This window comes from Kitasatospora sp. NPDC058406 (assembly GCF_042722765.1).
GTDB lineage: Bacteria > Actinomycetota > Actinomycetes > Streptomycetales > Streptomycetaceae > Kitasatospora.
In genome coordinates, this window is sequence record NZ_JBHXKE010000152.1 from 1 (window position 1) to 22,742 (window position 22,742).

The 22,742-nt window shown below is 74.9% G+C and carries 19 protein-coding genes and 2 pseudogenes; 14 read left to right on the plus strand and 7 right to left on the minus strand.

The window, feature by feature from the left end:
* From ACFWOG_RS26440 to ACFWOG_RS26450, 3 genes and pseudogenes are all read left to right on the plus strand, one after another.
* Nucleotides 1-483: methionine adenosyltransferase domain-containing protein (locus ACFWOG_RS26440; RefSeq protein ID WP_380361216.1), on the plus strand; the 483-nt coding region annotated here is incomplete at its 5' end.
* 174 nt (nucleotides 484-657) lie between these two features.
* Nucleotides 658-2,133, plus strand: coding sequence for a GuaB1 family IMP dehydrogenase-related protein (locus ACFWOG_RS26445; RefSeq protein ID WP_380361217.1), 1,476 nt, complete (start codon nucleotides 658-660; stop codon nucleotides 2,131-2,133).
* 142 nt (nucleotides 2,134-2,275) lie between these two features.
* Nucleotides 2,276-2,626, plus strand: a pseudogene (locus tag ACFWOG_RS26450) (transposase family protein); the annotation flags it as partial.
* Nucleotides 2,627-2,693: 67 nt separating this feature from the next.
* Here ACFWOG_RS26450 and ACFWOG_RS26455 read toward each other — a convergent pair.
* A pseudogene (locus tag ACFWOG_RS26455) lies at nucleotides 2,694-3,139 on the minus strand (VOC family protein).
* A 694-nt stretch (nucleotides 3,140-3,833) separates the two neighbouring features.
* Between ACFWOG_RS26455 and ACFWOG_RS26460 the strand changes: the two are divergent.
* Nucleotides 3,834-4,436: a hypothetical protein gene (locus ACFWOG_RS26460; protein WP_380361218.1), complete on the plus strand. Its 603-nt coding sequence runs from the start codon at nucleotides 3,834-3,836 to the stop codon at nucleotides 4,434-4,436.
* 85 nt (nucleotides 4,437-4,521) lie between these two features.
* Here ACFWOG_RS26460 and ACFWOG_RS26465 read toward each other — a convergent pair whose 3' ends face one another.
* The 6 genes from ACFWOG_RS26465 to ACFWOG_RS26490 all read right to left on the minus strand — a co-directional run bounded on the left by ACFWOG_RS26465 (nucleotide 4,522) and on the right by ACFWOG_RS26490 (nucleotide 9,767).
* On the minus strand, nucleotides 4,522-5,097 hold the full coding sequence (locus tag ACFWOG_RS26465; protein WP_329951958.1) for a hypothetical protein: 576 nt from the start codon (nucleotides 5,095-5,097) through the stop codon (nucleotides 4,522-4,524).
* Nucleotides 5,094-6,479 carry a hypothetical protein gene (locus tag ACFWOG_RS26470; protein ID WP_380361219.1) on the minus strand — a complete coding sequence of 462 codons (1,386 nt, stop codon included), beginning with the start codon at nucleotides 6,477-6,479 and terminating at the stop codon, nucleotides 5,094-5,096. The genes ACFWOG_RS26465 and ACFWOG_RS26470 overlap by 4 nt, the downstream gene beginning before the upstream one ends.
* The gene (locus ACFWOG_RS26475) at nucleotides 6,476-7,282 is read right to left on the minus strand and encodes an ABC transporter ATP-binding protein (RefSeq protein WP_329878184.1); all 807 of its coding nucleotides are present in this window, start codon (nucleotides 7,280-7,282) and stop codon (nucleotides 6,476-6,478) included. The genes ACFWOG_RS26470 and ACFWOG_RS26475 overlap by 4 nt, the downstream gene beginning before the upstream one ends.
* A 62-nt stretch (nucleotides 7,283-7,344) precedes the next feature.
* Complete coding sequence (locus ACFWOG_RS26480; protein WP_329951956.1) at nucleotides 7,345-8,160, minus strand: zf-HC2 domain-containing protein; 816 nt, start codon at nucleotides 8,158-8,160, stop codon at nucleotides 7,345-7,347.
* The gene (locus tag ACFWOG_RS26485) at nucleotides 8,157-8,720 is read right to left on the minus strand and encodes an RNA polymerase sigma factor (RefSeq protein ID WP_380361220.1); all 564 of its coding nucleotides are present in this window, start codon (nucleotides 8,718-8,720) and stop codon (nucleotides 8,157-8,159) included. The genes ACFWOG_RS26480 and ACFWOG_RS26485 overlap by 4 nt, the downstream gene beginning before the upstream one ends.
* Nucleotides 8,721-8,870: 150 nt before the next feature.
* On the minus strand, nucleotides 8,871-9,767 hold the full coding sequence (locus ACFWOG_RS26490; RefSeq protein ID WP_380361221.1) for a LysR family transcriptional regulator: 897 nt from the start codon (nucleotides 9,765-9,767) through the stop codon (nucleotides 8,871-8,873).
* A 121-nt stretch (nucleotides 9,768-9,888) separates the two neighbouring features.
* On the opposite strand from ACFWOG_RS26490, the gene ACFWOG_RS26495 reads away from it, so the two are divergent.
* The 10 genes from ACFWOG_RS26495 to ACFWOG_RS26540 all read left to right on the plus strand — a co-directional run bounded on the left by ACFWOG_RS26495 (nucleotide 9,889) and on the right by ACFWOG_RS26540 (nucleotide 22,564).
* Complete coding sequence (locus ACFWOG_RS26495) at nucleotides 9,889-10,416, plus strand: cupin domain-containing protein (RefSeq protein ID WP_329951954.1); 528 nt, start codon at nucleotides 9,889-9,891, stop codon at nucleotides 10,414-10,416.
* 417 nt (nucleotides 10,417-10,833) lie between these two features.
* A complete protein-coding gene (locus tag ACFWOG_RS26500) occupies nucleotides 10,834-12,549 on the plus strand; it encodes an AMP-binding protein (RefSeq protein ID WP_380361222.1) in 1,716 nt (571 codons plus the stop codon).
* A 237-nt stretch (nucleotides 12,550-12,786) separates the two neighbouring features.
* Nucleotides 12,787-13,026: a phosphopantetheine-binding protein gene (locus ACFWOG_RS26505; RefSeq protein ID WP_329878174.1), complete on the plus strand. Its 240-nt coding sequence runs from the start codon at nucleotides 12,787-12,789 to the stop codon at nucleotides 13,024-13,026.
* Nucleotides 13,023-14,456 carry a flavin monoamine oxidase family protein gene (locus ACFWOG_RS26510; RefSeq protein WP_380361223.1) on the plus strand — a complete coding sequence of 478 codons (1,434 nt, stop codon included), beginning with the start codon at nucleotides 13,023-13,025 and terminating at the stop codon, nucleotides 14,454-14,456. Before ACFWOG_RS26505 ends, ACFWOG_RS26510 begins: the two co-directional genes overlap by 4 nt.
* Before the next feature lie 327 nt (nucleotides 14,457-14,783).
* Nucleotides 14,784-16,517 carry a class I adenylate-forming enzyme family protein gene (locus ACFWOG_RS26515; RefSeq protein WP_329951951.1) on the plus strand — a complete coding sequence of 578 codons (1,734 nt, stop codon included), beginning with the start codon at nucleotides 14,784-14,786 and terminating at the stop codon, nucleotides 16,515-16,517.
* 6 nt (nucleotides 16,518-16,523) lie between these two features.
* Nucleotides 16,524-17,951, plus strand: coding sequence for a KamA family radical SAM protein (locus ACFWOG_RS26520; RefSeq protein WP_380361224.1), 1,428 nt, complete (start codon nucleotides 16,524-16,526; stop codon nucleotides 17,949-17,951).
* A complete protein-coding gene (locus ACFWOG_RS26525; protein ID WP_380361225.1) occupies nucleotides 17,948-19,135 on the plus strand; it encodes a RimK family alpha-L-glutamate ligase in 1,188 nt (395 codons plus the stop codon). Before ACFWOG_RS26520 ends, ACFWOG_RS26525 begins: the two co-directional genes overlap by 4 nt.
* The gene (locus ACFWOG_RS26530) at nucleotides 19,132-20,361 is read left to right on the plus strand and encodes a phenylacetate--CoA ligase family protein (protein WP_380361226.1); all 1,230 of its coding nucleotides are present in this window, start codon (nucleotides 19,132-19,134) and stop codon (nucleotides 20,359-20,361) included. Before ACFWOG_RS26525 ends, ACFWOG_RS26530 begins: the two co-directional genes overlap by 4 nt.
* A complete protein-coding gene (locus tag ACFWOG_RS26535; RefSeq protein WP_329951948.1) occupies nucleotides 20,358-21,704 on the plus strand; it encodes an MFS transporter in 1,347 nt (448 codons plus the stop codon). Before ACFWOG_RS26530 ends, ACFWOG_RS26535 begins: the two co-directional genes overlap by 4 nt.
* A complete protein-coding gene (locus tag ACFWOG_RS26540; protein ID WP_329951947.1) occupies nucleotides 21,701-22,564 on the plus strand; it encodes an SDR family NAD(P)-dependent oxidoreductase in 864 nt (287 codons plus the stop codon). Before ACFWOG_RS26535 ends, ACFWOG_RS26540 begins: the two co-directional genes overlap by 4 nt.
* The last annotated feature ends 178 nt before the right edge of the window (nucleotides 22,565-22,742 follow it).

Consider the following 22,742-nt stretch of genomic DNA (forward strand, 5'->3'; position numbering starts at 1 on the left):
AACCCGACCGGCCGGTTCGAGATCGGCGGCCCGATGGGCGACGCCGGCCTGACCGGCCGCAAGATCATCATCGACACCTACGGCGGCATGGCCCGTCACGGCGGCGGCGCCTTCTCCGGCAAGGACCCGTCCAAGGTCGACCGCTCCGCCGCGTACGCGATGCGCTGGGCCGCCAAGAACGTGGTCGCCGCCGGGCTGGCCACCCGCTGCGAACTCCAGGTCGCCTACGCGATCGGGAAGGCCCAGCCGGTCGGCCTCTTCGTCGAGACCTTCGGCACCGAGACCGTCGCCCCGGAGCGGATCGGCGCGGCCGTCGCCGCGGTCTTCGACCTGCGACCGGCCGCCCTCATCCGTGACCTCGACCTGCTGCGGCCGATCTACGCCGCCACCGCCGCGTACGGGCACTTCGGGCGGGAGCTGCCGGACTTCACCTGGGAGCGCACCGACCGCGCCCAGGCCCTGCGCGCCGCGGCCGGCCGCTGACCCGCGGGCGGTCAGCGGCCGGCAGAGAGCGGGCGGCAACCCGCCCTCCACGAACCACGCCTCCGACCCACGAACCACGCACCTGAACCACGAACCGTGAACCGTGAACCGCGCCTCCGACCCGGGGCGGGTGCACCCCGCACCCGCCCCCCTCCCCACCCTGGCGGACGACCCATGCGCTTCCTGGAACCGGGCACCGGCCGCCCGTCGGCCACCCCTCCGACCGGTCACGACCTCACCTACGACGACGTCTTCATGGTCCCCGGCCGCTCCGCCGTGGGCTCCCGGCAGGAGGTCGACCTCTCCTCGAACGACGGCACCGGCACCACCGTCCCGCTGGTCGTCGCCAACATGACCGCCGTCGCCGGCCGGCGGATGGCCGAGACGGTCGCCCGCCGGGGCGCGCTCGCCGTACTGCCGCAGGACGTCCCGCCGGCCCTGGTCGCCGACACCGTCGCCTTCGTGAAGAGCCGTCACCTCGTCCTGGACACCCCGATCGTCCTCGGCCCCGCGCAGACGGTCGGCGAAGCGCTCGCCCTGCTCCCCAAGCGGGCCCATGACGCGGGCGTGGTGGTCGACGACGCCCACCGGCCCGTCGGCGTCGTCACCGACCGCGACCTCACCGGCGTCGACCGCTTCACCCCGCTGGACCGCGTCATGTCCCGCGACCTGCTGCTCCTCGACGCCGACACCGCCGCCGCCGACCCGCGCGGCGCCTTCGCCGAGCTGGACGCGGCCAACCACCGCTACGCCCCGGCGGTCGACCGCGCCGGCCGGCTGGTCGGCATCCTGACCCGCACCGGAGCGCTGCGCGCCACCCTCTACGCACCCGCCGTCGACGCCGCCGGCCGGTTGCGGGTGGCGGCCGCGGTCGGCATCAACGGCGACGTGCCCGGCCGGGCCGCCCGCCTGCTGGAGGCCGGTGTCGACGCCCTGGTCGTCGACACCGCGCACGGGCACCAGGAGGCCATGCTCAAGGCGCTCGGCCTGGTCCGTGCGCTCGACCCGGGCGTGCCCCTGATCGCCGGGAACGTGGTCACCGCCGAGGGCGTGCGGGACCTCGTCGAGGCGGGCGCCGACATCCTGAAGGTCGGGGTCGGACCGGGCGCGATGTGCACCACCCGGATGATGACCGGCGTGGGCCGTCCGCAGTTCTCCGCCGTCCTGGAGTGCGCCGCCGAGGCGCGCCGGCTCGGCAAGCACGTCTGGGCCGACGGCGGCGTCCGCCACCCGCGCGACGTCGCGATGGCGCTGGCCGCCGGCGCCTCCAACGTGATGATCGGCTCCTGGTTCGCCGGCACCCACGAGTCGCCGGGCGACCTCCAGGTCACCGCCGACGGCCGCCGGTACAAGGAGTCGTTCGGCATGGCCTCCGCCCGCGCCGTCCGGGACCGCACGTCGCTGGACTCCTCCTACGACCGGGCGCGCAAGGCCCTGTTCGAGGAGGGCATCTCGCACTCCCGGATGTTCCTGGACCCGGCCCGACCGGGCGTCGAGGACCTCATCGACTCGATCGTGGCCGGCGTGCGCAGCTCCTGCACCTACGCGGGCGCGGCCTCCCTGGAGGAGTTCCACGAGAAGGCCGTCGTCGGCATCCAGAGCGCCGCCGGCTACGCCGAGGGCAAGCCGCTCCACTCGAGCTGGAATTGACGGACAGTCGCCTCGTCGCGGTTCGGCGGCGGCCGGGGGCCCGGGACGCTCCGTCCGCCGCCGAGGCCCTTCACCGGCTCCTGCGGGCGGCGGCGTTCGGCGGCGTTCGGCGGCGCACCCACTCCCCGGACCGCCCCGGACCACCCGCCTGGTCGTGGCGGTGGGCCGACCCCTGCCCGGCAACCGCAACGACTGCAGGGCAGGGGAGGAATCCGGGGCCGGAGCCGCCGTCGGCCGAACAACCACGACCGCCGACGGCGGCTGCCCCGGAACCGGCCTCGTCATCCCGCACCGCCGTCCCAGAGGAGGCGAACCGACGGACTCGCAGGCCGAACACGACCACGACCACCAACGGGTTCGCACCCGCGTCGAGCACGCCTTCGCCCGGATGAAGACCTGGAAGATCCTGCGCGACCGCCGCCCGAGAGGCGACGGTGTGCGCCACGCGATGCACGGCGTTGCCCGCCCGCACAACCTCGCTCTCACGGGATGACTCCCGCCGCATGCGGGGCCTGAGTTCCCGGGAGAGGGCTCCCCACCTCGCAGTCTCGGAGGAGAAATCAGGCGAGGCAGAACTCGTTGCCCTCGATGTCCTGCATCGTGAGGCACGACTCGTTGACGCCATCGGCGCGCTGCGTCAGCACGTGCTTCGCGCCGAGCACCATCAGCCGAGCACCATCAGCCGTGCGCACTCGGCCTCGAGCGCGGCCAGGCGCTCGTCACCCACGAGCCCGACGCCGGCCCGCACATCGAGATGCACCCGGTTCTTGACGACCTTGCCTTCGGGAACTCGCTGGAAGAGCAGGCGCGGAGCCACACCCGCGGGATCAGTGCACGCGAAGTAGATCGCGTCCTCGGGCGGCAGCGAGCGGTAGCACTCCTCCCACGTGGCGAAGCCCTCCGGGACCGCCGGCAGGACGTACCCCAGCACCTCGCACCAGAAGGCGGCGAGGCGCACAGGCTCCGCGCAGTCGAAGGCCACTTGGAACTGTTTGATCGTTGACATTGGCGCACAGTAACAGGGGTTCTGCTCATCTCCGCAGGTCAGGGGGTCCGCAGGTGGTCAGGAGAAGGGCTGCTGCCCGCTGTCGCGCTCGTGCGGTCGCAGGGGTGAACCGAGGTCACCGTCCCTCCAGAGGGAACCCGGCCGGCCACTCTCGTGCTGTCGAAGACCAGTGACGGGACAACCTTCAGCCGTCAGCAGGCCCGCCACCGCCGCACCGGTCGGATCCGGCTGCCCGCGCCCCCGGCGACGGCGCCCGCCTCGGCGCCTACGGCCAACGCCACCTGCCCGGAGGGGCGTTGGGCGATCCTGCACGGCGGCCCGGCACCGCTCCCGGTCGGGCCCGACCCTCCACCTCGCTGACCCGCCCACGCTGTGGCGCCGGTCGCCCTCGGGACCCTTGTCCCGACATCAGGGACCAACGGCCCGCAGACCCGCCCGGCACCCCCGGTGCAAGCTGTCGGCAGACGCCCGGGCCGGAGCTCCACAGCACCGCCCGGCCCACCGGCCGTGACCCGGCCGCAGCGTGCGCCACCCTGCACCGACGCACCGCAGCGCCACCGCACCGCGCCCCTTGGCACCCGCCGCCCGCCCCGCACCCGGCGGCGGCACGCACGGACCACCGCCCCACCACGTCACCCCACCAGGGCACTTCGGCGCAGCCGCTCGGCGCGCCACCCCACCGAGGAGAGCCGTCATGGCCACCCAGCACACCCCTGCCCCCACACCCCTGACGCCCCGCCGCACCGGCCGCCCGGAGGACGGTGCCACCACCCGGGCCCCGTTCGCGACCGCCGCCACCCTCGCCACCGCCCGCATCGCCCTCGGCGCCGTCTTCCTCTGGGCCTTCCTCGACAAGACCTTCGGCCTCGGCTACGCCACCGCCGCGGGGCGTGCCTGGCTCGACGGCGCCTCCCCGACCGAGGGTTTCCTCGGCCACGTCGCCGCCGGCCCGCTGCGCGGGACCTTCCACGCCATGGCCGGTCAGACCTGGGTCGACTGGCTGTTCATGGCGAGCCTGCTCGGCCTCGGCCTCGCCCTCCTCGGCGGGATCGGGCTCCGGATCGCCGCCGTGGGCGGCACCGCCCTCCTCGCCCTGATGTGGGCCGCCGAGTGGCCGCCCGCCCGCCACCTCGCCGACGGCACCGCCAGCGGCTCCAGCAACCCGCTGATCGACTACCACCTCGTCTACGCCCTGCTCCTCGCCGTCCTCGCCGTCACCGGCACCGGCACCACCTGGGGCCTCGGCCACCGCTGGACCGCCCTCCCCGCCGTCCGCACCCGCCCCTGGCTCCACTGACCCACCCCGGACGGCCCCCGCCCCCGCCCCCGCTCGATGACGGGGGCGGGGGCGGTGCGGTGGCCGGGTGGGGTCCGGGGGGTGGTCAGCGGCGGGGGCCGGTGGTGGCGTAGGCGGTGGTGCCGACGGCGGCCAGGGTGAGGGCCGTCCAGGTACCGGCGGCCGTGCCGGGCGGGAGCAGCATCCAGGTCAGGACCTGCGTCGCCGGGTCCGTCGCGGGCGGGAGGACGAACGCGAACGACAGCCACACGAACGGCAGGACCCACGCGAACTGCGCGCCCCAGCAGGCCGCCCCGACCGCCACGAGCCCCATCAGCCCCGCGATGTCGCGCACGACGAGGGCCGGGGCGGCCGGCTGCCCGCTCACCACCTGCACCGCCAGCACCACCGCGCCGACGACGACCCCGCAGAGCAGGACGTGCGCCGCCCGGCGCGGCCACCAGCGGATCGCGGCCGTCCGGTCCAACGCGTGGTCCTGTCCGGCGAGGCCGGCCGAGAACGCCGTCGCCCCGGCGGCGAGGACGAGCGTGGACGGCAGGGGGTCCCCGGGCAGCCCGCCGCCCAGCCGGGCGAGCGTCCACACCGCCACCGCGCCGACCGCCACCACGGCGAGGGCGGCCGGTACCCGCCGCGAACGCGCGTACAGCGTCAGCCACCTCACTGGACCCTGCCGGCGGTCAGTGCGGCGAACGGGAAGTCCGTGCAGGAGACCGCGGCGGCGTGCAGGGCGCCGATCCGCTGCCGCTGCTCCGGCCCGGGCAGCGCGGTAAGCTCCTCCCACACCGGGCGGGCCATGGCGTTCCAGTCCTTCAGGGTGTACATGGTCCCGTCGAGGGGCCGGAGCTCCCCTCCGAGGACCCAGGCCGCCGCGACGCTCTGGGCGACGGCCTCCTCCAGCGTGCCGCTCTCGGCGGAGCTCCGGGCGTGGCACAGCGGCACCAGGCCCTGGCCCGTCAGGGCCCGGGTGAGCCGCTCGCCCGACGCGCCCCCGAACACCTCGTCGCCGAAGTCGACGAGCAGGGCGTCGCGCGACCGTTCCGCCTCGCCGAGGAGCTCCCTCGGGACGGTGGTCTCACGGACGGTCACGGGGGCCGCGTCGCCCAGGGCCCCGCGCAGCAGGCGCAGCGCCTCCCGGCCGGGACCGGCCATACCCGCGAGCCGTGCCTGCCGGGCCGCCGTCACGCACACCGGGCCGTCGCAGACCTGCGTCACCGCGGCCCGGTCGACGACGTACGTGGCGCGGGGGTCGGCCGGCAGCAGGAGCAGGGCGACGGCGCCGCCCGCCAGCAGCGGGGTGAAGGCGAGCAGCCGGGCGCGCGGGCCGGCGGCGGCCAGCAGCGCGAAGCCCGTCGCGGCCAGGCCGAGCAGCCAGAGCGTCTGTCCGAGGTGCACGGACGCGGACAGCGTGAAGACCGTCTGGCGCACCTCGGACACCGCCGGCGACAGCAGCGCGAGGCGGTTCGGCGCGGCGGACGACGGCACCGCGGCGTCCGTGGTCTGCCGCAGGAGGCTGACGGCCACGAAGGCGCCCACGGCCAGTGCGGGCGGCGTGAGGACGGAGGGCAGCGCCCGTCCGACCCCCATGCCCAGGACCGCCCCCGCGACCAGCGCGAGCGCCCCCACCAGCGAGACCGGCAGCCAGCCGAGGTGGGTGTACGCGGCGTCTCCGGCGAGCACCCGCACCGCACCCACGAGGAGGACGAGCCCGAAGGCCGAGACCAGCGCGAACGCCGTCGTGCCCGCCAGGGCGGCCGCGCGGTGCCGTGCGGGTCTCGGGGTGCTGGCCAGCAGTTCGGCCGTCTTCGAGCGGTGGTCGCGCAGCCCCTGGAGCGCCCCGAGACCCACCGCGAGCGGCCACAGGAACAGCAGCAGGAACCGGGTCCACAGGGCCATCGAGGTCCACTGGGCCGTCCACAGCGTGGTGCCCCTCGACCACGCTCCGGGCACGAGGTGCAGGAACGCGAGGGCGAACGCCACCACGACGGCGCCGGCCCACGGGGCGACGGAACGCCGCAGCTCGATGCGGAGGATACGGAGGTTCACCAGGCGCCCCTCGTGCGTGCGGGGTCGACGAGCAGGGCCGAGTAGCCGCGCTCCAGCGGGCTGTCTCCCACGTGTTCCGGGCCGCCGGCCGCGGCCAGCTCGTCCGGGGTGCCCTGGAAGACCAGCCGCCCCTCGGCGAAGAGCACCACGTCGGTGCAGGCCGCGGCCACGTCCTCCACCAGGTGGGTCGAGACGACCACGCAGGTATCCGTCCCCAGCTCCTGGAGCAGCCCGCGGAAGCGGAGCCGCTGCGCCGGGTCCAGACCGACCGTCGGCTCGTCGAGCAGCAGGATCGAGGGGTCGTTGACGATCGCCTGGGCGATGCCGGCCCGCCGTACCATCCCGCCCGACAGGGCCTTCATCCGCTCGTCCGCGCGGTCGGCCAGGCCGACCCGTTCCACGGCCCGCTGCACCGCCGCGGGGATGTCCGCCGTCGGCACCTCCTTCAACCAGGCCATGTACTCGACGAACTCGCGCACGGTGAAGCGCTTGTAGTAGCCGAACTCCTGCGGAAGGTAGCCGATCCGGCGGCGCAGCGCGCGGTGCTCGCCCGGTCCGCCCGCGGGCTCCCCGAGCAGCTCCAGTGCGCCCCCGGTGGGGCGCAGCACGGTGGCCAGGGCCCGGATGAGCGTGGTCTTGCCGGCCCCGTTGGGACCGAGGAGTCCGTGGACGCCGGTGCCCAGCGACAGGTCGAGCCCGTCGACGGCCATCCGCTTCCTGCCGACCCTGACCTTCAGTCCGGTCGCCCGGATCTCCCAGGCGTAGGCCGTGGGGGCGATGTCGGCCCTGCTCACTGCGGGCATCGTGCGTTTCCTCGTCTCTCGGGGGTGGGGGGTGGCTCGGGGGCGGGGCGTCTCGCGAACGTTCACCGGTGGGCGCCCAGCACGGTGTAGGCGCCCCTGCGGGCGAGGACGACGCCGACGCCCAGCAGGAGGATCAGCCCCCACACGGGCAGGCCGTCCGTCCGCAGGGCGAAGGCCGTCCGGCTGGTGGCCAGGGTCGGTGCCACCACGACCGCGGCCCAGGCGGCCACCAGGACGACGGCGGCGCGGGTCACCCCGATCATCCCGCCGAGCGCCAGGGTCATCGAGGTGAAGGCCAGGCAGGGCAGCAGCCACTGGGCGGCCGTCACCCCCGTCACCCATCCGCCCGCCAGCAGCGCGGGGATCACCACGACGAGCACGGAGGCGGTGCGCCGCAGCACCAGTTGCAGCCCCGCCCTCGGGGTGGAGGCCGTCAGCTCGTACGCCGGGTCGAGGCCGCGCGACCACGAGGCCGCGACGCCGCACACGGGCAGGACGGGGGCGAGCAGCAGCATCAGGGACACCTGTCCTGAGCCGGGGCCCGCCAGGTCCAGCAGCAGGGCGAGCAGCGTCACGGCCACGACCATGGCCAGCCACGGCGTCATGGCGGGCGTCGTCCAGGCCGACAGCCGCGCCCGGCGCCGGCGCGGGGCCGACGGGGCGGTCGTCGCCAGCTGGTGTTCGAGATCGGACCAGACGGTGTCGGTCAGCGCCGCCAGGGCGGGCGCGGCGGCCGGGACGGCGGCCGACAGCCGGTCGCGGCAGGGGCGGCACCCCTCCAGGTGGGCCTCCAGGGCCCACACCTCGTCCGCGACGAGGTCCGTGTCGCCGCGCGCGTATCCGTCGATCAGTCGTGCCGACGCGTGTTCCACGTTCATCCCAGTGCCTCCCGCATCGCGATCCGGGCCCGGCGGGCGCGGGTCTTGACCGTTCCCTCGGGCAGTCCGAGGACGACGGCGGTCTCCCGGACGGACAGCCCGTCGAGCACCATGGCCTGGAGTACCTCCCGGAGTTCCGGTGCGAGGCGCCGCAGCGCGTCCCCGACGTCGCCGCCGACGGTGGCCACCAGGGCCTCCTCCTCGGCCGCGGGCGCCACGGGGTGCGGGGCCGCGGCGGGCGGGGGCTCCGCGTGGTGGGCCCTGCGCCGGAACGCGTCGACGAGGCGGCGGGCCGCGATCGTCCACAGCCAGCCGACGGCCGTCCCTCCGGTCCGGCTCCCGGCGAAGGAGCCCGCCGCGCGCCACACCGCCAGGTACGTCTCCTGCATGACCTCGGCGACGATCTGCTGATCCGTGCAGCGGCGGTTCAACCGCACGGCCAGCCACGGCGACGTGCGCCGGTACAACTCCTCGAAGGCGGCCCGGTCGCCCCGGGCCACCCGTCGTAGGAGGTGTTCCTCGTCCAGTTCCTGCGGCGCTGCCGCCCCAACCCGTTTCACACCTACTAGACGCCCCGTCGGGCCTGCGGGTTTTCTCCCGGACGTGATCCGGGTCACGTCCGGGCCGACGGTGCGGGCGGGCGTCCGCCGACGGAACGCGGGACCGCCGGCCGCCGCGGCCCGGGAACGCCCCGGCGGTGCCCGCGGGGATCACGGGTGGGGCGCGTGGGCTGCGCGGGGCGCGCCGAGGGCGTGGAGGAGATGGCGGAGGGCCGGCGCGGGGGGACCGGCCGGGCGGGCGAGGGAGGTGGTGACGGTCGGCCCGGCCAGCCGGCGGACGGCCACCCGGGGGAGGTCGGGGAGGCCGTTGACCTCGTAGAAGACGGTCCAGGAGGGGGTGGTGGCGGAGCCGATCTCGGCGAGGGTCTCGCGGAGGGTGGTGAAGGGTTCGCCGGGCGGCGGGTCGATGCCGGCTCCGCGGCAGGCGTCGGTGACGAGGGCGTGGAAGGCGGGGTTGCGGTCGCGGGAGGCGAGCCGCAGGGGCAGGTGGGCGAGCCGGTCGAGGCGGAGCTCGTCCTCGGCCGCCAGGGGGTGGTCCGCCGGGAGCGCGACGTGGAGGGGGTCGTGCCAGACGGGGACCAGGTCGAGGTCCGGGTGCGCGGTGACCGCGCGGAACAGGGCGGCGTCCAGCCCGCCCGTCCGCAGGGCCTCCAGCCGCTCGGCGGGCGGGCCCTGCCGCAGTCGCACCCGGAGGCCGGGTGCGCGGTCGGCGAGCCGCGCCAGGGCGTCGTCCAGGCGGGTCCCCGGGGTCTGGACGGCGCCGAGGCGGAGGACGCCGTCGGTTCCCGCGCGGATGCCGGCCGCCGTGCGCCGGACCTGCTCGGCGGCGGCGAGTGCGGCGCGGGCCTGCGGGAGGAGGCGCTCACCGGCGGCGGACAGGCGGGTCCCCCGGGTGGACCGGTCGAGGAGCACCACGCCGAGTTCGCGCTCCAGGCGGCGGACCTGCTGGCTCACGGCGGACTGCACGATGGTCAGCCGTTCGGCGGCCCGGCCGAACCCGCCCTCCTCGGCCACGGCGACGAAGTACTGCAGTTGCCTGAGCTCCATGCGCGGACCCCCACTCATCTCGATCGGTGATCACCGCCCGCTCCGACTGCTTCTGGTCCGGTGATCGCTCCCCGGGTCGAATGGTGCCGTACACGTGATCCCGAGGGGAGAGGGGAGAGCCATGACCGCGGATCAACCACGCGCCCTGGTCGTCCGGTCGCAGGAGGCGGAGCGCCTCGCGCTGCCGGCGGGCGGCGCGTTCGGCCTGCTGGTCGACGCGGACGCGACCGGCGGTTCGTACGGCGCCAACCGGCTGACGCTAGGCGCCGGGGCCGACGGCGCCCGGCCGCACCACCACGCGGTGTCCTGGGAGCTGTTCTACGTCCTCGACGGCGTGGCGGAGTTCCTGCTCGGCGACTCCCTGGTGACCGTGGCCGCGGGCGGGGTGGTGTCGGTACCGCCGCTGCTGCCGCACGCCTTCGGGGCGGCGGCCGGCAGCCCGACCGACCTCCTGGTCGTCGCGTCGCCGGGGGTCGAGCGCTTCGGGTACTTCCGGGAACTCGCGGAAGCGGCCTGGGGGCGGCAGCCGTTCGACCGGCTGACGCCCTTGCAGGACCGGTACGACGTCCACTTCGGGTCGAGCGAGGTCTGGGACACCGCTCGCCGCCGACAGCCGCCCGCCCGACGGTCCGTCGGCGTTCTTCCGTGAAATCCAGCACCCGTGCCGGATTTTCCCCGGACCTTCGGCCGCGGCGGGGCCGGAGGTCCGTCCCCCCGGCCACGACCGGCCGAAACGCCCGACATGTTCCTGTACGGACCATGCTTTTGACGATCCATCAGGAATCCGGGCCGGGCAACCCTCGCGAAACGGAGGGCGGTTCGGATCGTGTACGCACCGGAGGGTTCCATCGCCGAAACGACGAACACTCCCCGCATCCGGGCGACTACCACTCGAAGCCACTCGGGCCCCAGCAACCCACCCAGGTGGACCGCGTCACGTTCACATGTCAACCACACATCCTTGAAGCGACATCCTCAACAAGCATTGTGGCCACGCATGTTCGAAGGTAGAGTCCCGCTCCGCCGAGCACCGACAAGTGCTCGCACGGCATTCTTTGGGGCGGGCATGACAAATAACCGCAACATCAACGGGGCCACTTCCGACCTGATTGACGCGTTCACGGAAACCGTCGGGCGATTTCCCGAACGGCCGGCGATCGTCCACCACGGACGCGTCCTTAGTTATCGCCAACTCGACGAGTTGGCAAGCAGTTTGGCCGTCCGGCTGGGGGCCGGGCCCGGTGTGGTCGCCGTCCCGGCGGTCCATGCGCCGGAGACGGTCGTCGGACTGCTCGGTGTGCTCGCGGCCGGCGGCGTGTACTGCCCGGTCGATCCGGCCTTTCCGCCGCAGCGCCAACAGGCGATGCTGTCGGCGGTGGGGTGTCGCACCGGGCTCGCAGCGCCGGTCACCGACCCCGACGCCCGATCCGGGTCGTCCGGGTCGTCCGGGCCGGAGATCGTCGACCTGCCGCGATTAGCCGCACCCGACGCAGCCGCGCCGGGTCAGGCCGATCAGGCGGCTCAGGCGGCTCAGGCGGATCCGCGCGGTCCGTCGGAGCCCGCGGAGCCGGCGGGTCCCCCGCGTCCGCCGGCTCCGTCGCAGCCCGAACGGCGGCGACCGGCCGACCCCGAGCAGCCGGCCTACCTCCTCTTCACGTCGGGTTCGACCGGGCAGCCGAAACCCGTCGTGACGCCCCGCCGGGCGATCTCCGCCACCGTGCACGCGCTGCGCGGACTGTTCGGCCTCACGGCCGACGACCGGGTGCTGCAGTTCGCGTCGCTGAACTGGGACACCTGTTTCGAGGAGATCCTCCCGGCGCTCACCACCGGCGCCGCCCTCGTCCTCGACGACGAGGCGCACTCGGGATCGTTCCCCCGGTTCCTGCGGATGGTCGGGCGCGAGCGGATCACCGTCCTCGACCTGCCGACCGCGTTCTGGCACGAACTGGTCCTCCACCTCACCGAGGAGCAGGCCGGCCTGCCCGACTCGGTCCGGCTGCTGGTCATCGGCGGCGAGGCGGCCAACCCGGCCAGGCTCGCCGACTGGAGCCGCCTCGACACCGGGCGGATCCGCCTGCTCAACACCTACGGCTGCACCGAGACCACGCTGATCACCCACGCCGTCGACCTGCACGGACCAGGAGCACCCTCGTCCGGACCGGACTGGACGGCCGGCGAGCCCGCGCCGATCGGGCGGGCACTGCCGCACGTCGTCGAACAGATCAGCGCGGAGGGTGAGTTGGTCATCGGCGGCCCGGCCGTCGCGGCCGGCTACCACGGGCTGCCGGAGGCCACCGCGGCCCGGTTCACCGTCGTCGACGGCGAGCGCTGGTTCCGCACCGGCGACCGGGTGAGCCGCGCGCCGGACGGCGTGCTCACCCACCGGGGCCGGCTGGACAGCGAGATCAAGGTGCGCGGCATCCGGGTCGACCCGGCCGAGGTCGAGGCGCACATCGCCGGCCACCCGGGGGTGAGCGCGGTGGCGGTGGCCGGGGCGACGGTGGCCGGCCGGTCCGCCCTGGTCGCGTACCTGGTGCCGCGCGCCGGAGCGGCGGCGGGGACGCTGGACGCCGACGTCCGGGCCTACCTGAGCAGTCGGGTGCCAGGCCACCTCGTGCCCAGCCGGATCACCGTCGTGCCGGAGCTGGTGCTCACCGCCAGCGGCAAGGTCGACCGGGCGGGCTCCCACCGCCGCCACTCGGCCGCCCCGGCGCATCCACCGCATCCGGTGTACCCGGCGCAGCCGCTCCGGGCGGCACGCGCGACGCCTTCCCCGCACTAGGCGCGCCGACGCGCCGACGCGCCGACGTGCCTGCGGGCAGGCCCGCAGGACCGCAGGCCCGCCGAACCGCGGGCACCAGGCGCACCCCCGCACACGGACACACCCCGCACGCGGGGCGGGCCCCGGGCAGATCCCCGGGCAGGACCCGTCCCGAGGCCCCTCGCCGGGCCCCTCACCGACACCCCACCAGGTGCGCCGACAGGCGGCACCTGCCGGTCCATGAAAAGGAGAGCCTCGATGAGCGTTGACACCACCTCCGCCGACGCCGAGGACGTGGTGGCGATCTTCCGCCGCGTCCTGGAGACCACCGACGTCGCCGCGGACTCGGACTTCTTCCTCCTCGGCGGTGACTCGCTCATCGCCACCCGCGTACTGAGCGCGGTCGCCCGGACGTACGGCGTCGAGCTGTCCTTCGAGGACTTCGTGCTCGCACCCACCCCCGAGGGCCTCGCCGAGCTGATCGCGGCAGCCGGATGAGCGGCCGGGACACGGCCGCCGGGCAGGACGAAGCCCCCCAGGACTCCGGGAGACAGCACGACGCCCCGCAGGGCTCCGGCCCGGCGGGCGTCCGCTCCGCCGTCGTCGTCGGCGCCGGCCTCGCCGGCCTGACCGCCGCGAACGGGCTCGCGTCCCGCGGGGTCGAGGTCACCGTGCTCGAAGCACGCGAGCGGGTCGGCGGCCGGATCCACGGCCACGAGGTGGCCCCGGGTTCCTGGGTCGACGCCGGCGCCGCCTACCTGGGCGACCGGCACACCGAACTCCTCGCCCTGCTCAAGGAGTCGGGCCTCGACACCACGCCGACCACGATGCTCGGCGCCAGCCGCTTCGCGCTCGGCGGACCCGAACACGCCACCCGCGACGGGCGGTTCCCACCCCTCAACGCCGTGGCACTCGGCGACCTCTTCGACCGGCTGGCCGAACTCACCGCAGCGGTGCGGCCCGACGCGCCGTGGCTCACCCCCGACGCGGAGCGCCTGGACACCCTCACCGCGGCCGAGTGGGCCGACCGGCACCTGACCCACCCGGACGCCCGGCTCTTCTTCCCGCTCTTCCTCGGCGAGATGATGGCCGCCGACCCGGCCGAACTCTCCGTCCTGCACATGGCCTTCTACCTCCGGTCGGGCGGCGGTCTGCGCTATCTCAACGCCTTCGAGGGCGGCGCCCAGCAGGACCGCGTCGCGGGCGGCGCCCATCTGCTGTGCGAGCGGCTCGCCGAACGGCTGTCCGAGCGACCGGGCGCGCGACTGCGGCTCGGCGAACCCGCCGTGGCGGTCCACCAGGACGCCGACGGGGTCACCGTCTGCACCGGGCGGGGCGTCCACCGGGCGGACGCGGCGGTGGTCGCGCTCCCCCCGCTGCTGGCCGACGGCCTCGACCACCGGCCCGCCCCGCCCGGACCCCGGGCCGGCGCGCGTACCGGGCGCGGCTGCGCGGTGAAGGTCAACCTGGTCTATCCGTCGCCCGGTTGGCGCGACCACGGACTCTCCGGGTGGTCGGTCAACGCGGAGGGCCCGCTGCTCTCGACCGTCGACGACTCGCCGACGGCCGACGGGGTCGGGGTCCTGACCGGTTTCGTGACCGGCGCCGAGGCGCACCGGTTCGCCGCGCGCAGCCCGGAGCAGCAGCGGGCCACCGCGGTCGCGCAGGCCGCCCGGCTCTTCCCGATGCTCCCGGAGCCGATCGGGTTCCATGTCACCGACTGGGTCAACGAGCCCTACAGCAGGGGCTGTTACGCCGCACTGTTCGGTCCCGGCGACTGGCTCGGGCAGGGCCCGGCACTGACCGCACCGCACGGCCGGGTGCACTGGGCCGGCACCGAGACCAGTACGGAGTTCTTCGGGCTGATGGAGGGGGCGATCCGCTCCGGCCACCGCGTGGTCGCGGAGATCCTCGGCGACCACCGCTGAGCCGCGGCCCGCCGCACCCGGACCACCCCGCACCGCCACGCACCCACCCCACCACCCCGGACCACCCCGCACCGCCGCGCTTCCCCGTACCACCGCGATCCCCGCTCCGCCCCGCACCACCGCCGCGCCCCGCACCACCGCCGCGCCACCCCACCGGCGGAGGGGACCACCTGCCGCGGAGAGCACGACCGGACGAACGCACCACCGCCGCACAGGACCCGCACCACCGCACGAACCCGTCCGCCGAGCACCAGTTCTCCCACCCCCCGTCGGCCCGCCCCGTGTGTTCCACAAGAACCGCGGCGGGCCACCCCCTCAGGAGACGCCATGAGCGACCAGAGTTCCATCCAGCCCGCCGGCCCGAGCCCCGTCGCGCCCCTCGCCGCCCGGGAGCGTCTGATGACCGAGCCGGAGCTCGGGGCCGGCAACTTCCTCGAACACGCCATCGCGGTGAACCCCAACCGCGCGGTCCCGTTCGCGTTCAGCCACCACACCGACCACCGCGGCGCCGTGGTGCTGCGCGGCCACAGTCTGCTGGACCTCGCCGCCCTGCGCGACCGGTACGCCGCCTGGTACCACGCCAACGGCGTGCGCCCGGGCGAGCCGGTCGCCGTGGTGGTCGGCGAGGGTCTGGAGCCGCTGCTGCACTTCCTCGCGCTCACCGCGCTGGGCGCCGTCCCGGCCCTGGTCAACGACGCCATGCGGCACGACGTGATGGTCCGCTACCTCCACCACGTCGGCGTGGTCGGCGTGGTCGCCGACGACACCACCCGGCTGGCCGCCGCCTACCGCGAGGACCCGCGGAGCCGGCCCCGCTTCCTCGCGCTCGCCGCCGAGATCCAGGCCTTCGACGCCGCCGCGTCCGGCGGACTCCCCGAGGCGTACCCGTACCGGCACGCGGCGGACGACGTGGTCGGGCTGATCCACTCCTCCGGCACCACCGGCACGCCCAAGTCGACCATGCTGGCGCACCGCCAGTTCTGGGACGGCAAGCAGCCGCGGATGGTCCGGTTCCCCGCCGAGCCGTACGACCGGCTGATGTCGCTGATGCCGCACACCCACGCCGGCGGGCTGAGCTACTTCCTCACCGCCACCCTGCTCGGTCTGCCGACGGTCGTCATGTCCGACTGGCGGCGCGCGGTGGTGGAGCCGGTGATGGAGGCGTTCCTGCCGACCATGGTGGCCTCCTTCCCGCGCACGTTCGTCGAACTCGCCACCGGGGAGCTGCCGGTGGCGGGCGCAGCCCGGGTCCACTCCTGGTTCAACACCGGCGACAGCGCGCACTACGGGCACATCCGCCGGCTGGTCGGGCTGGGCGAACGGCCCGCCGGGCTGATCCGGCCCTGGCTGCTGCCGAGCGAGAAGGCCGAGCAACCCGCCCTGCCCGGTTCGCAGTTCGTCGACGGCCTGGGGTCGTCCGAGATGGGCATGGCGCTGTTCGGCCAGGTGACGACGCCGGAGAGCACGCGCAACGACCGGTGCGTCGGCAAGCCGCTCGAAGTGGTGCTCAAGGCGGCCGTGCTGGACCAGGACGGCACCGAGGTCCCGGACGGCACGGTCGGGCTGCTCGGCGTGGTCACGCCGTCCCGGACGCCCGGCTACTGGAACAACGCCAGGCTGACCGGCAGCTTCGAGCTGAACGGCTACTGGCTCACCGGGGACGTCGCCCGGCGGGACGCGGACGGCTCCTTCTACCACCTCGACCGCACGGTGGACGTCGTCGACACCGTGGCGGGGCCGGTCTACAGCCTGCCGATCGAGGAGGTACTGCTGGCCGACTGCGCCGAGCTGGTGCGGGACTGTTCGGTGATCGGCGTGCCCGGCGGCGCCGGGAAGGGGCAACTCCCCGTCGCAGTGGTTCAGTTGCAGCACGAAGCCGATCAGGTGGGCGCCGAGGAGGTCCAGGAGGCCGCCAACAAGGCGCTGGCCGGGGCCGGACTGTCCGCCCTCGCCGCCGTCCGGATCGCGCGCACCGCCGAGGAGTTCCCGCTCGGGCCGACCGGCAAGGTGCTCAAGCGCGAGCTGCGGACCCGCCTCGCCACGCTCTTCACCGGCCGGTAGTGCCGGATGGACCGCCCCGTACCCCCCGCACACCCCGTGACGGGGCAGCCGTACCAGTACGTCCGGACCCCGCTGGTCGAACCGGACTGGCGGAGACTGCCGGGCTGGCGCGACGTCACCGAGGCCCAGTGGCGGGACGCCCAGTGGCAGCGGGCGCACTGCGTGAAGAACGTCCGGCAGCTGCGGGCCGTCGTCGGCGACCTGCTGACCGGCCGGTTCTACGAGGAACTCCTCGCCGACCAGGCCGAGTTCGCGACGATGCCGATCCTGCTCCCGCCGCAGATGCTCAACACCGTGGCTCCGCGCGCCCCGACCGTGCCGGAGGCGTTCACCGAGGCGTTCCTCGCCGACCCGGTCCGCCGGTACATGCTGCCGGTCCGCTCCGACCGGCACCCCCGGTGGCCCAGCCATCCCCGGGCCGAGCGCGACTCGCTGCACGAGGCCGAGATGTGGGTGGTCGAGGGCCTGACCCACCGCTACCCCACCAAGGTGCTGGCCGAGCTGGTCTCCACCTGCCCGCAGTACTGCGGGCACTGCACCCGGATGGACCTGGTCGGCACCTCCACGGCCCAGGTCGCCAAGAAGCGGCTGGTGCTCCGGCCCGCCCACCGGCAGGAGCAGATGCTCGACTACCTCAAGCGCACCCCGGCCGTGCGCGACGTGGTGGTCTCCGGCGGCGACCTCGCCAACGTGCCCTGGCCGCAGCTGGAGTCGTTCCTGCTGCGGCTGCTGGAACTGGAGTCGGTCCGCGACATCCGGCTCGCCAGCAAGGCGGTGGTGGGACTGCCCCAGCACTGGCTCCAGCCGCAGATCCGGGAGGGCGTGGCCCGGGTGGCCGCCGTCGCCGCGCGCCGCGCGGTGAACCTGGCCGTCCACACCCACGCCAACCACGTCCGGTCGGTGACCCCGCTGGTGGCCGAGGCGGCCCGGGGGCTGCTGGACGCGGGCGTCCGCGACGTCCGCAACCAGGGCGTGCTGATGCGCGGCGTCAACGCCACCCCCGGCGACCTGCTGGACCTCTGCTTCGCCCTCCAGGGCGAGGCGAACATCCTGCCGTACTACTTCTACCTCTGCGACATGATCCCGAACGCCGAGCACTGGCGGACCTCGGTGCACGAGGCGCAGCGGCTCCAGGAGGCGATCATGGGCTACCTCCCCGGCTACGCCACCCCCCGCCTGGTCTGCGACGTGCCGGACCTCGGCAAGCGCTGGGTGCACCAGGCGGTGGGGTACGACCGCGAGCGCGGCATCTCGTACTGGACCAAGAACTACCGCACCGAGCTGGAGGTCCGCGAGGGCGGCGGCCCGGACGGCGACGACCCGCTCGACCGGCGCCACCCGTACTACGACCCGGTGGACACCCTCCCGGAGCCCGGCCGCCGCTGGTGGGCCGGGCACGCCGGGCACCCGACGACCCCGGAAGGAGCACGGTGAACCCCACCGGCCCCGCACACCCCACTGACCCCGCACACCCCACAGACACCGAGAACCCGGCGGGCCCCGCGCACGCCCCCGGTTCCTCGGACGGCTCCGGCCCGCTGCGCCGGATGTGCTGGATCTTCCCCGACCGCGAGTCGAGCCGGATGTCCGCGACCTGGCACCACTTCTTCTGGGACCTCTACGCGGAGGTCGCCGAGGAGCTCGGCCTCACCTGGTGCCGGCACTCGCCCGACGCGGTGACCGTGGACGCCTCCGACCCCGCCCGTCCGCTGGTCTACGTGGACGAGGAGCCGGTGACCCCGCAGGACACCCTGTTCATCACCGCGCTCTACTCGCTGCCCTACCAGTCGATGGACGTCTTCAACCAGTACGCGCTCTACGCGGTGCTCGAACAGGCCGGCTTCTACCTGCCGTTCCCGCCGCACGTCTCGCTGATCGGCAACGACAAGGTCGCCACCGTCCTGCACTTCGCCGACTCCCCCGTGCCGGCGATCCCGTCGGTCCGGATCGGCACCGGCCGGGACATCAGCAAGCACCTGTACGAGGTGGCGCTGGGCGGCCTCACCTACCCGGCCATCGTGAAGCCGGCCGGCTGGTGCGGCGGCGGGGGGATCAACCTGGCCCGCGGTCCGGAGGACATCCGGGGCCTGGCCAGCCTCGCCCAGGGCGGCGACACCACCCTCGTCGCCCAGCCGTACCTCGGCGACGGCACCGTCGACTACCGGGTCTACGTGGTCGGCGGCGAGCCGTACGCGGTGATGAAGCGGATCCCGGAGCCCGGCTCGCCGGTGGCCAACGCCAGCCGGGGCGGGGCGATGGAGTTCCCACCGGTGCCGGACGAACTGGCTGCCGCCACGGCGTACTTCGCCGAGAAACTGCAGATCCCGTTCTTCTGCGTCGACTTCCTGTACGACGGCGAGCGGTACTGGTTCTCCGAGCTGGAGCCGGACGGGGTGATCGCCCCGGACTGGTCCGACCCGGGCCGCACCCTGCAACGGGACGTCACGCGCGCCCGGTTCACCGCCTACCGCGACGCCCACGCCAAGTGGCTCGCCAACGCCACGGCCCCGACCGGCAGGGCCACCACGGCCGCCACGGCCGCCACGGCCCCGATCACGACGCCTACGCCGACGCCGACGCCGACCACGACCACGACCCCCCGAACGGACCCCCGATGACCGACGCGTTCTCCCTGCCGCCCGAGGCGGCCGAGCCGCACCTGACCGTCGCCGGCCGGACCCTCGACCGGCTGCGGACCGTCCCCGCGCTGGCACCGCGCTACGCGGACCGCCCGGGCAGCGTCCGCACCCTGGACGAGCTGGCCGCGCTGCCCCCGCTGGTCAAGGACGATCTGAACACCGCCCTGGCCCACCTGGACCCGCGCTCCGAGTCCGGCGCCACCTGGCTGTTCCAGAGCGGCGGCTCGACCGGCGCCCCCAAGGTCGGCTACGCGCCCACCGGCTTCTACATGGCCGGCGTCCACGCGCACTGGCAGCCGCTCGACCGCGAGGACGTGTTCGTCAACGCCTGGGGCGCCGGGCGGATGTGGGGCGCGCACTTCCTCGCCGCCGGACTCGCCGACCTGTCCGGCTGCCGGATCATCGCGCTCGGCTCGGTCACCCGGGAGGAGTACCCGGACTGGCTGGCCTTCCTCGCGGACCGCCGGGTGACCGCGATCGGCGGCACGCCGAGCGTGCTGCGGCTCTGGTTCGCCCACGCCCGCGCGGCCGGGATCAAGCTGCCCACCCTGCGCAAGGTGCTCTGGCTCGGCGAGGCCTGGCAGCCGCAGCTGGAGGAGGACATGGCGGCCGTCGCACCGGACGCCCGCCGCTGGGGCATGTTCGGCTCCACCGAGACCTGGGTGGTCGGCACCAACACTCCGGACTGCCCGGCCGACACCTTCCACCCGCTGCCCGCGCAGCTGGTGCACGCCGGCCCGGACGGGCTGCTCGACTTCACCACGCTCGACCCGGAGATGCTCAACCCCGTACTGCGCTACCGCACCGGCGACGCGGGCGAGTTGACCGCGTGCCCGTGCGGCCGGCCGGGCCGGGCGATGCGGGTCCTGGGGCGGCGGGACAGCGTGGTCCAGGTACGCGGCCTCGGCCTGCACGTGGACGAGCTGGTCGCCCGGGTGGAGCGGGAACCGGGCGTCTCCCGGGCCCAGGTCGTGATCACCGAGAACGGCGGGCGCGCCACCGGCGTGGACGTCCTGCTGCTGACCGACCCGGGTGCGGCGGTGGACGCCGAGGGGCTGCGCGCCGAGCTCCTCTCCGCGACGTTCACGCTCAGCACCGCCTTCCAGCACGACCCGGAGAACTTCCGGGTCCGGCCGGTCGACGAGCTGGTCAGCAACGACCGCACCGGCAAGACGGCCACCTTCGCCGTCCGGGAGGGCTCGTGAGCCCGCAGCGGCCGGGCGGCCTGGGCCGCGGCTTCAACCTCTTCTGGGCGGGCCAGACGGTCAGCGTGGTCGGTGACCGGATCACCGTCTTCGTCGTCCCCACCCTGATGATCTTCGTGCTGCACGCCTCCGCGCTCCAGGTCGGCGTGGTGGCGATGGCGCAGTACCTGGGCATCCCGCTGCTCGGGCCGGTGGCCGGTGTGCTGGTCGACCGGTGGGACAAACGCCGGACGATGCTCGTCTGCGACCTGGTCCGGCTGGTGGCGGTCCTGGTGATCCCGCTGGCGTACTGGCTGGACTTCCTGTCCACGGCGCTGCTGTTCGGCTGCGTGGCGGCGATCAGCGGCGCGACCATCTTCTTCAACGTCGGCTACCTGATCGCCGTCCCCGCCGTGGTGGAGAAGGACCAGATGGTCCGCGCCTACTCCCGGCTGGAGGGCAGCAGTTCGGTCTCCGAGGTGGCCGGTCCCTCGATCGCGGCCGGTCTGTACAGCGCGCTCGGCGTGGCCGCCCTGCTGGTGGACGCGGCCAGCTACCTGGTCTCCGCGGCCTGCTTCCGCTCCATGAAGCCCTGGGGCGGCCGGACGGTCGTCGAGGGCACGGTCTGGGAGCGGCTGACGGCCGGCTTCCGGCTGAACTGGGCGGATCCGGTGCTGCGCCGGGTGGTGCTGGCTGCCGTCACGCTCAACGCGGGCGGGCCGATCTTCGTCACCGTGCTGCCGGTCCTCGCCTACCGGGGGCTGGGCATCTCGGTCGGTGTCTTCGGTGCGGCCATGTCGGTCGGCGCCGTCGGCGCGCTGGCCGGCGCCGTGGTCGCGCCGCGGATCAGCGAGCGGCTCGGCCTGGGCCGGACCCTGGCGTGGTCGCTGCTGCTGCACTGCCTGGTCGGGCTCGGCGTGCTGGCCGCGCCGGCCCTGCCGCCGGGGCCGGTGATCGCCGTGACGATGGGCTGCTACGGCTTCTTCATGTCCTGCATCAACGTGTGCAGCGCCCCGACCCGGCAGGCCCGGATGTCCGCCGAGCACCAGGGCGTGATGCACGCGGCGTTCCGGACCGTCACCTGGGGGGTGATCCCGCTGGCCGCGCTGGTCGGCGGCCTGGCCGTCTCCGCGCTCACCGACCCGCTGGGGATCCGGGACGCGGCACGCTGGGTGATGGCCGGCGGCACCCTGCTGGCCGCCTGCTCCTTCCTTCCCGCGCTCGGCATCCAGCCGTTGCTCGACGCGGCCGCCCGGGAGAAGAAGCGGACCGGGGATGCGGGGGGCGCGGCCGGCACCGGCGGCACCGGGGACGCGGGCGGCACCGGGGACGCCGCACCCGAGCTGACGGAGACGGCGTCATGACCGGGCCCGTCGTGCTGATCACCGGCACCTCGTCCGGCATCGGTCTGGCCACCGCCGTCGCCGCGGCCCGCGCGGGGTACACCGCGGTCGCGACCCTGCGCGACCCGGACCGTGCCGGGGAGCTCTCGGAGGCGGCCGGCCGGGCCGGCGTCGCCCTGGACGTCCGCCGGCTCGACGTCACCGACGCCGCCTCCGTCGCCGCCTGCCTCGACGGCGTGGCCGGGACGTACGGGCGGCTGGACGCGGTGGTCAACAACGCCGGGGTCTCCAACTCCGACCCGACGCTGGAGATGTCGACGACGGCGGCGCTGCGGGCCAACCTGGAGGTGAACTTCTTCGGCGTCGTCGAGGTGAGCCGGGCCGCGATGCCGCTGCTGCGCGCGTCCGGCGGCCGGTTGGTCACCGTCGGCAGCGTGCACGGGGTGGTCGGTCAGCCGTTCAACGAGGCCTACTGCGCGGCCAAGTTCGCCGTCGAGGGGTTCATGGAGAGCCTGGCCCCGGTCGCCGGGGCGCACGGCGTGAGGGTCTCCGTCGTCGTCCCCGGCTTCGTGCCGGACACCCGGTTCGGGATCTTCCCGGACATCGACCGCACCACCATCCAGGCCGCCTCCGGCCCGTACGCGCCCACCTTCGCCGACTACCTCGCCTGGGTGGGCGGCCAGGGCTGGGAGGCGGCCGGGCAACCGGCCCGGGAGGTCGCCGAGGTGGTCGTGCGGACCCTGCGCGCCGAGCGCCCCGCCTTCCGCGTCCCCACCAACGACTGGGCCGCCGCGTACCTGGCGCAGAAGCTCGCCGACCGGGACGGCGCCGCCGTCCAGACCCTCGCCCGCACGTGGATCGGCCGGCCCGGCGCCGACTGAGGCCCCGCCCGCCCCTACCCCGGCCCCTACCCCCGGCCCCCGGCCCCCGGCCCCCGGCCCCCGGCCCCCGGCCCCCGGCCCCCGGCCCCCGGCCCCCGGCCCCCGGCCCCCGGCAATGATCCCGCCGCCCCCGCCCCCGCCCCCGCCCCCGCCCCCGCAGTCAGGAGAAGTACCGTGC

Bases quoted from the DNA above. Each gene is read 5' to 3' on its own strand.
- ACFWOG_RS26495 (WP_329951954.1), top strand. From the start codon at position 9,889: ATGACCGCGGATCAACCACGCGCCCTGGTCGTCCGGTCGCAGGAGGCG.
- ACFWOG_RS26505 (WP_329878174.1), top strand. From the start codon at position 12,787: ATGAGCGTTGACACCACCTCCGCCGACGCCGAGGACGTGGTGGCGATC.
- ACFWOG_RS26445 (WP_380361217.1), top strand. From the start codon at position 658: ATGCGCTTCCTGGAACCGGGCACCGGCCGCCCGTCGGCCACCCCTCCG.
- ACFWOG_RS26515 (WP_329951951.1), top strand. From the start codon at position 14,784: ATGAGCGACCAGAGTTCCATCCAGCCCGCCGGCCCGAGCCCCGTCGCG.
- ACFWOG_RS26500 (WP_380361222.1), top strand. From the start codon at position 10,834: ATGACAAATAACCGCAACATCAACGGGGCCACTTCCGACCTGATTGAC.
- ACFWOG_RS26510 (WP_380361223.1), top strand. From the start codon at position 13,023: ATGAGCGGCCGGGACACGGCCGCCGGGCAGGACGAAGCCCCCCAGGAC.
- ACFWOG_RS26480 (WP_329951956.1), bottom strand. From the start codon at position 8,160: ATGAACGTGGAACACGCGTCGGCACGACTGATCGACGGATACGCGCGC.
- ACFWOG_RS26460 (WP_380361218.1), top strand. From the start codon at position 3,834: ATGGCCACCCAGCACACCCCTGCCCCCACACCCCTGACGCCCCGCCGC.
- ACFWOG_RS26475 (WP_329878184.1), bottom strand. From the start codon at position 7,282: ATGCCCGCAGTGAGCAGGGCCGACATCGCCCCCACGGCCTACGCCTGG.
- ACFWOG_RS26530 (WP_380361226.1), top strand. From the start codon at position 19,132: ATGACCGACGCGTTCTCCCTGCCGCCCGAGGCGGCCGAGCCGCACCTG.
- ACFWOG_RS26490 (WP_380361221.1), bottom strand. From the start codon at position 9,767: ATGGAGCTCAGGCAACTGCAGTACTTCGTCGCCGTGGCCGAGGAGGGC.
- ACFWOG_RS26540 (WP_329951947.1), top strand. From the start codon at position 21,701: ATGACCGGGCCCGTCGTGCTGATCACCGGCACCTCGTCCGGCATCGGT.
- ACFWOG_RS26520 (WP_380361224.1), top strand. From the start codon at position 16,524: ATGGACCGCCCCGTACCCCCCGCACACCCCGTGACGGGGCAGCCGTAC.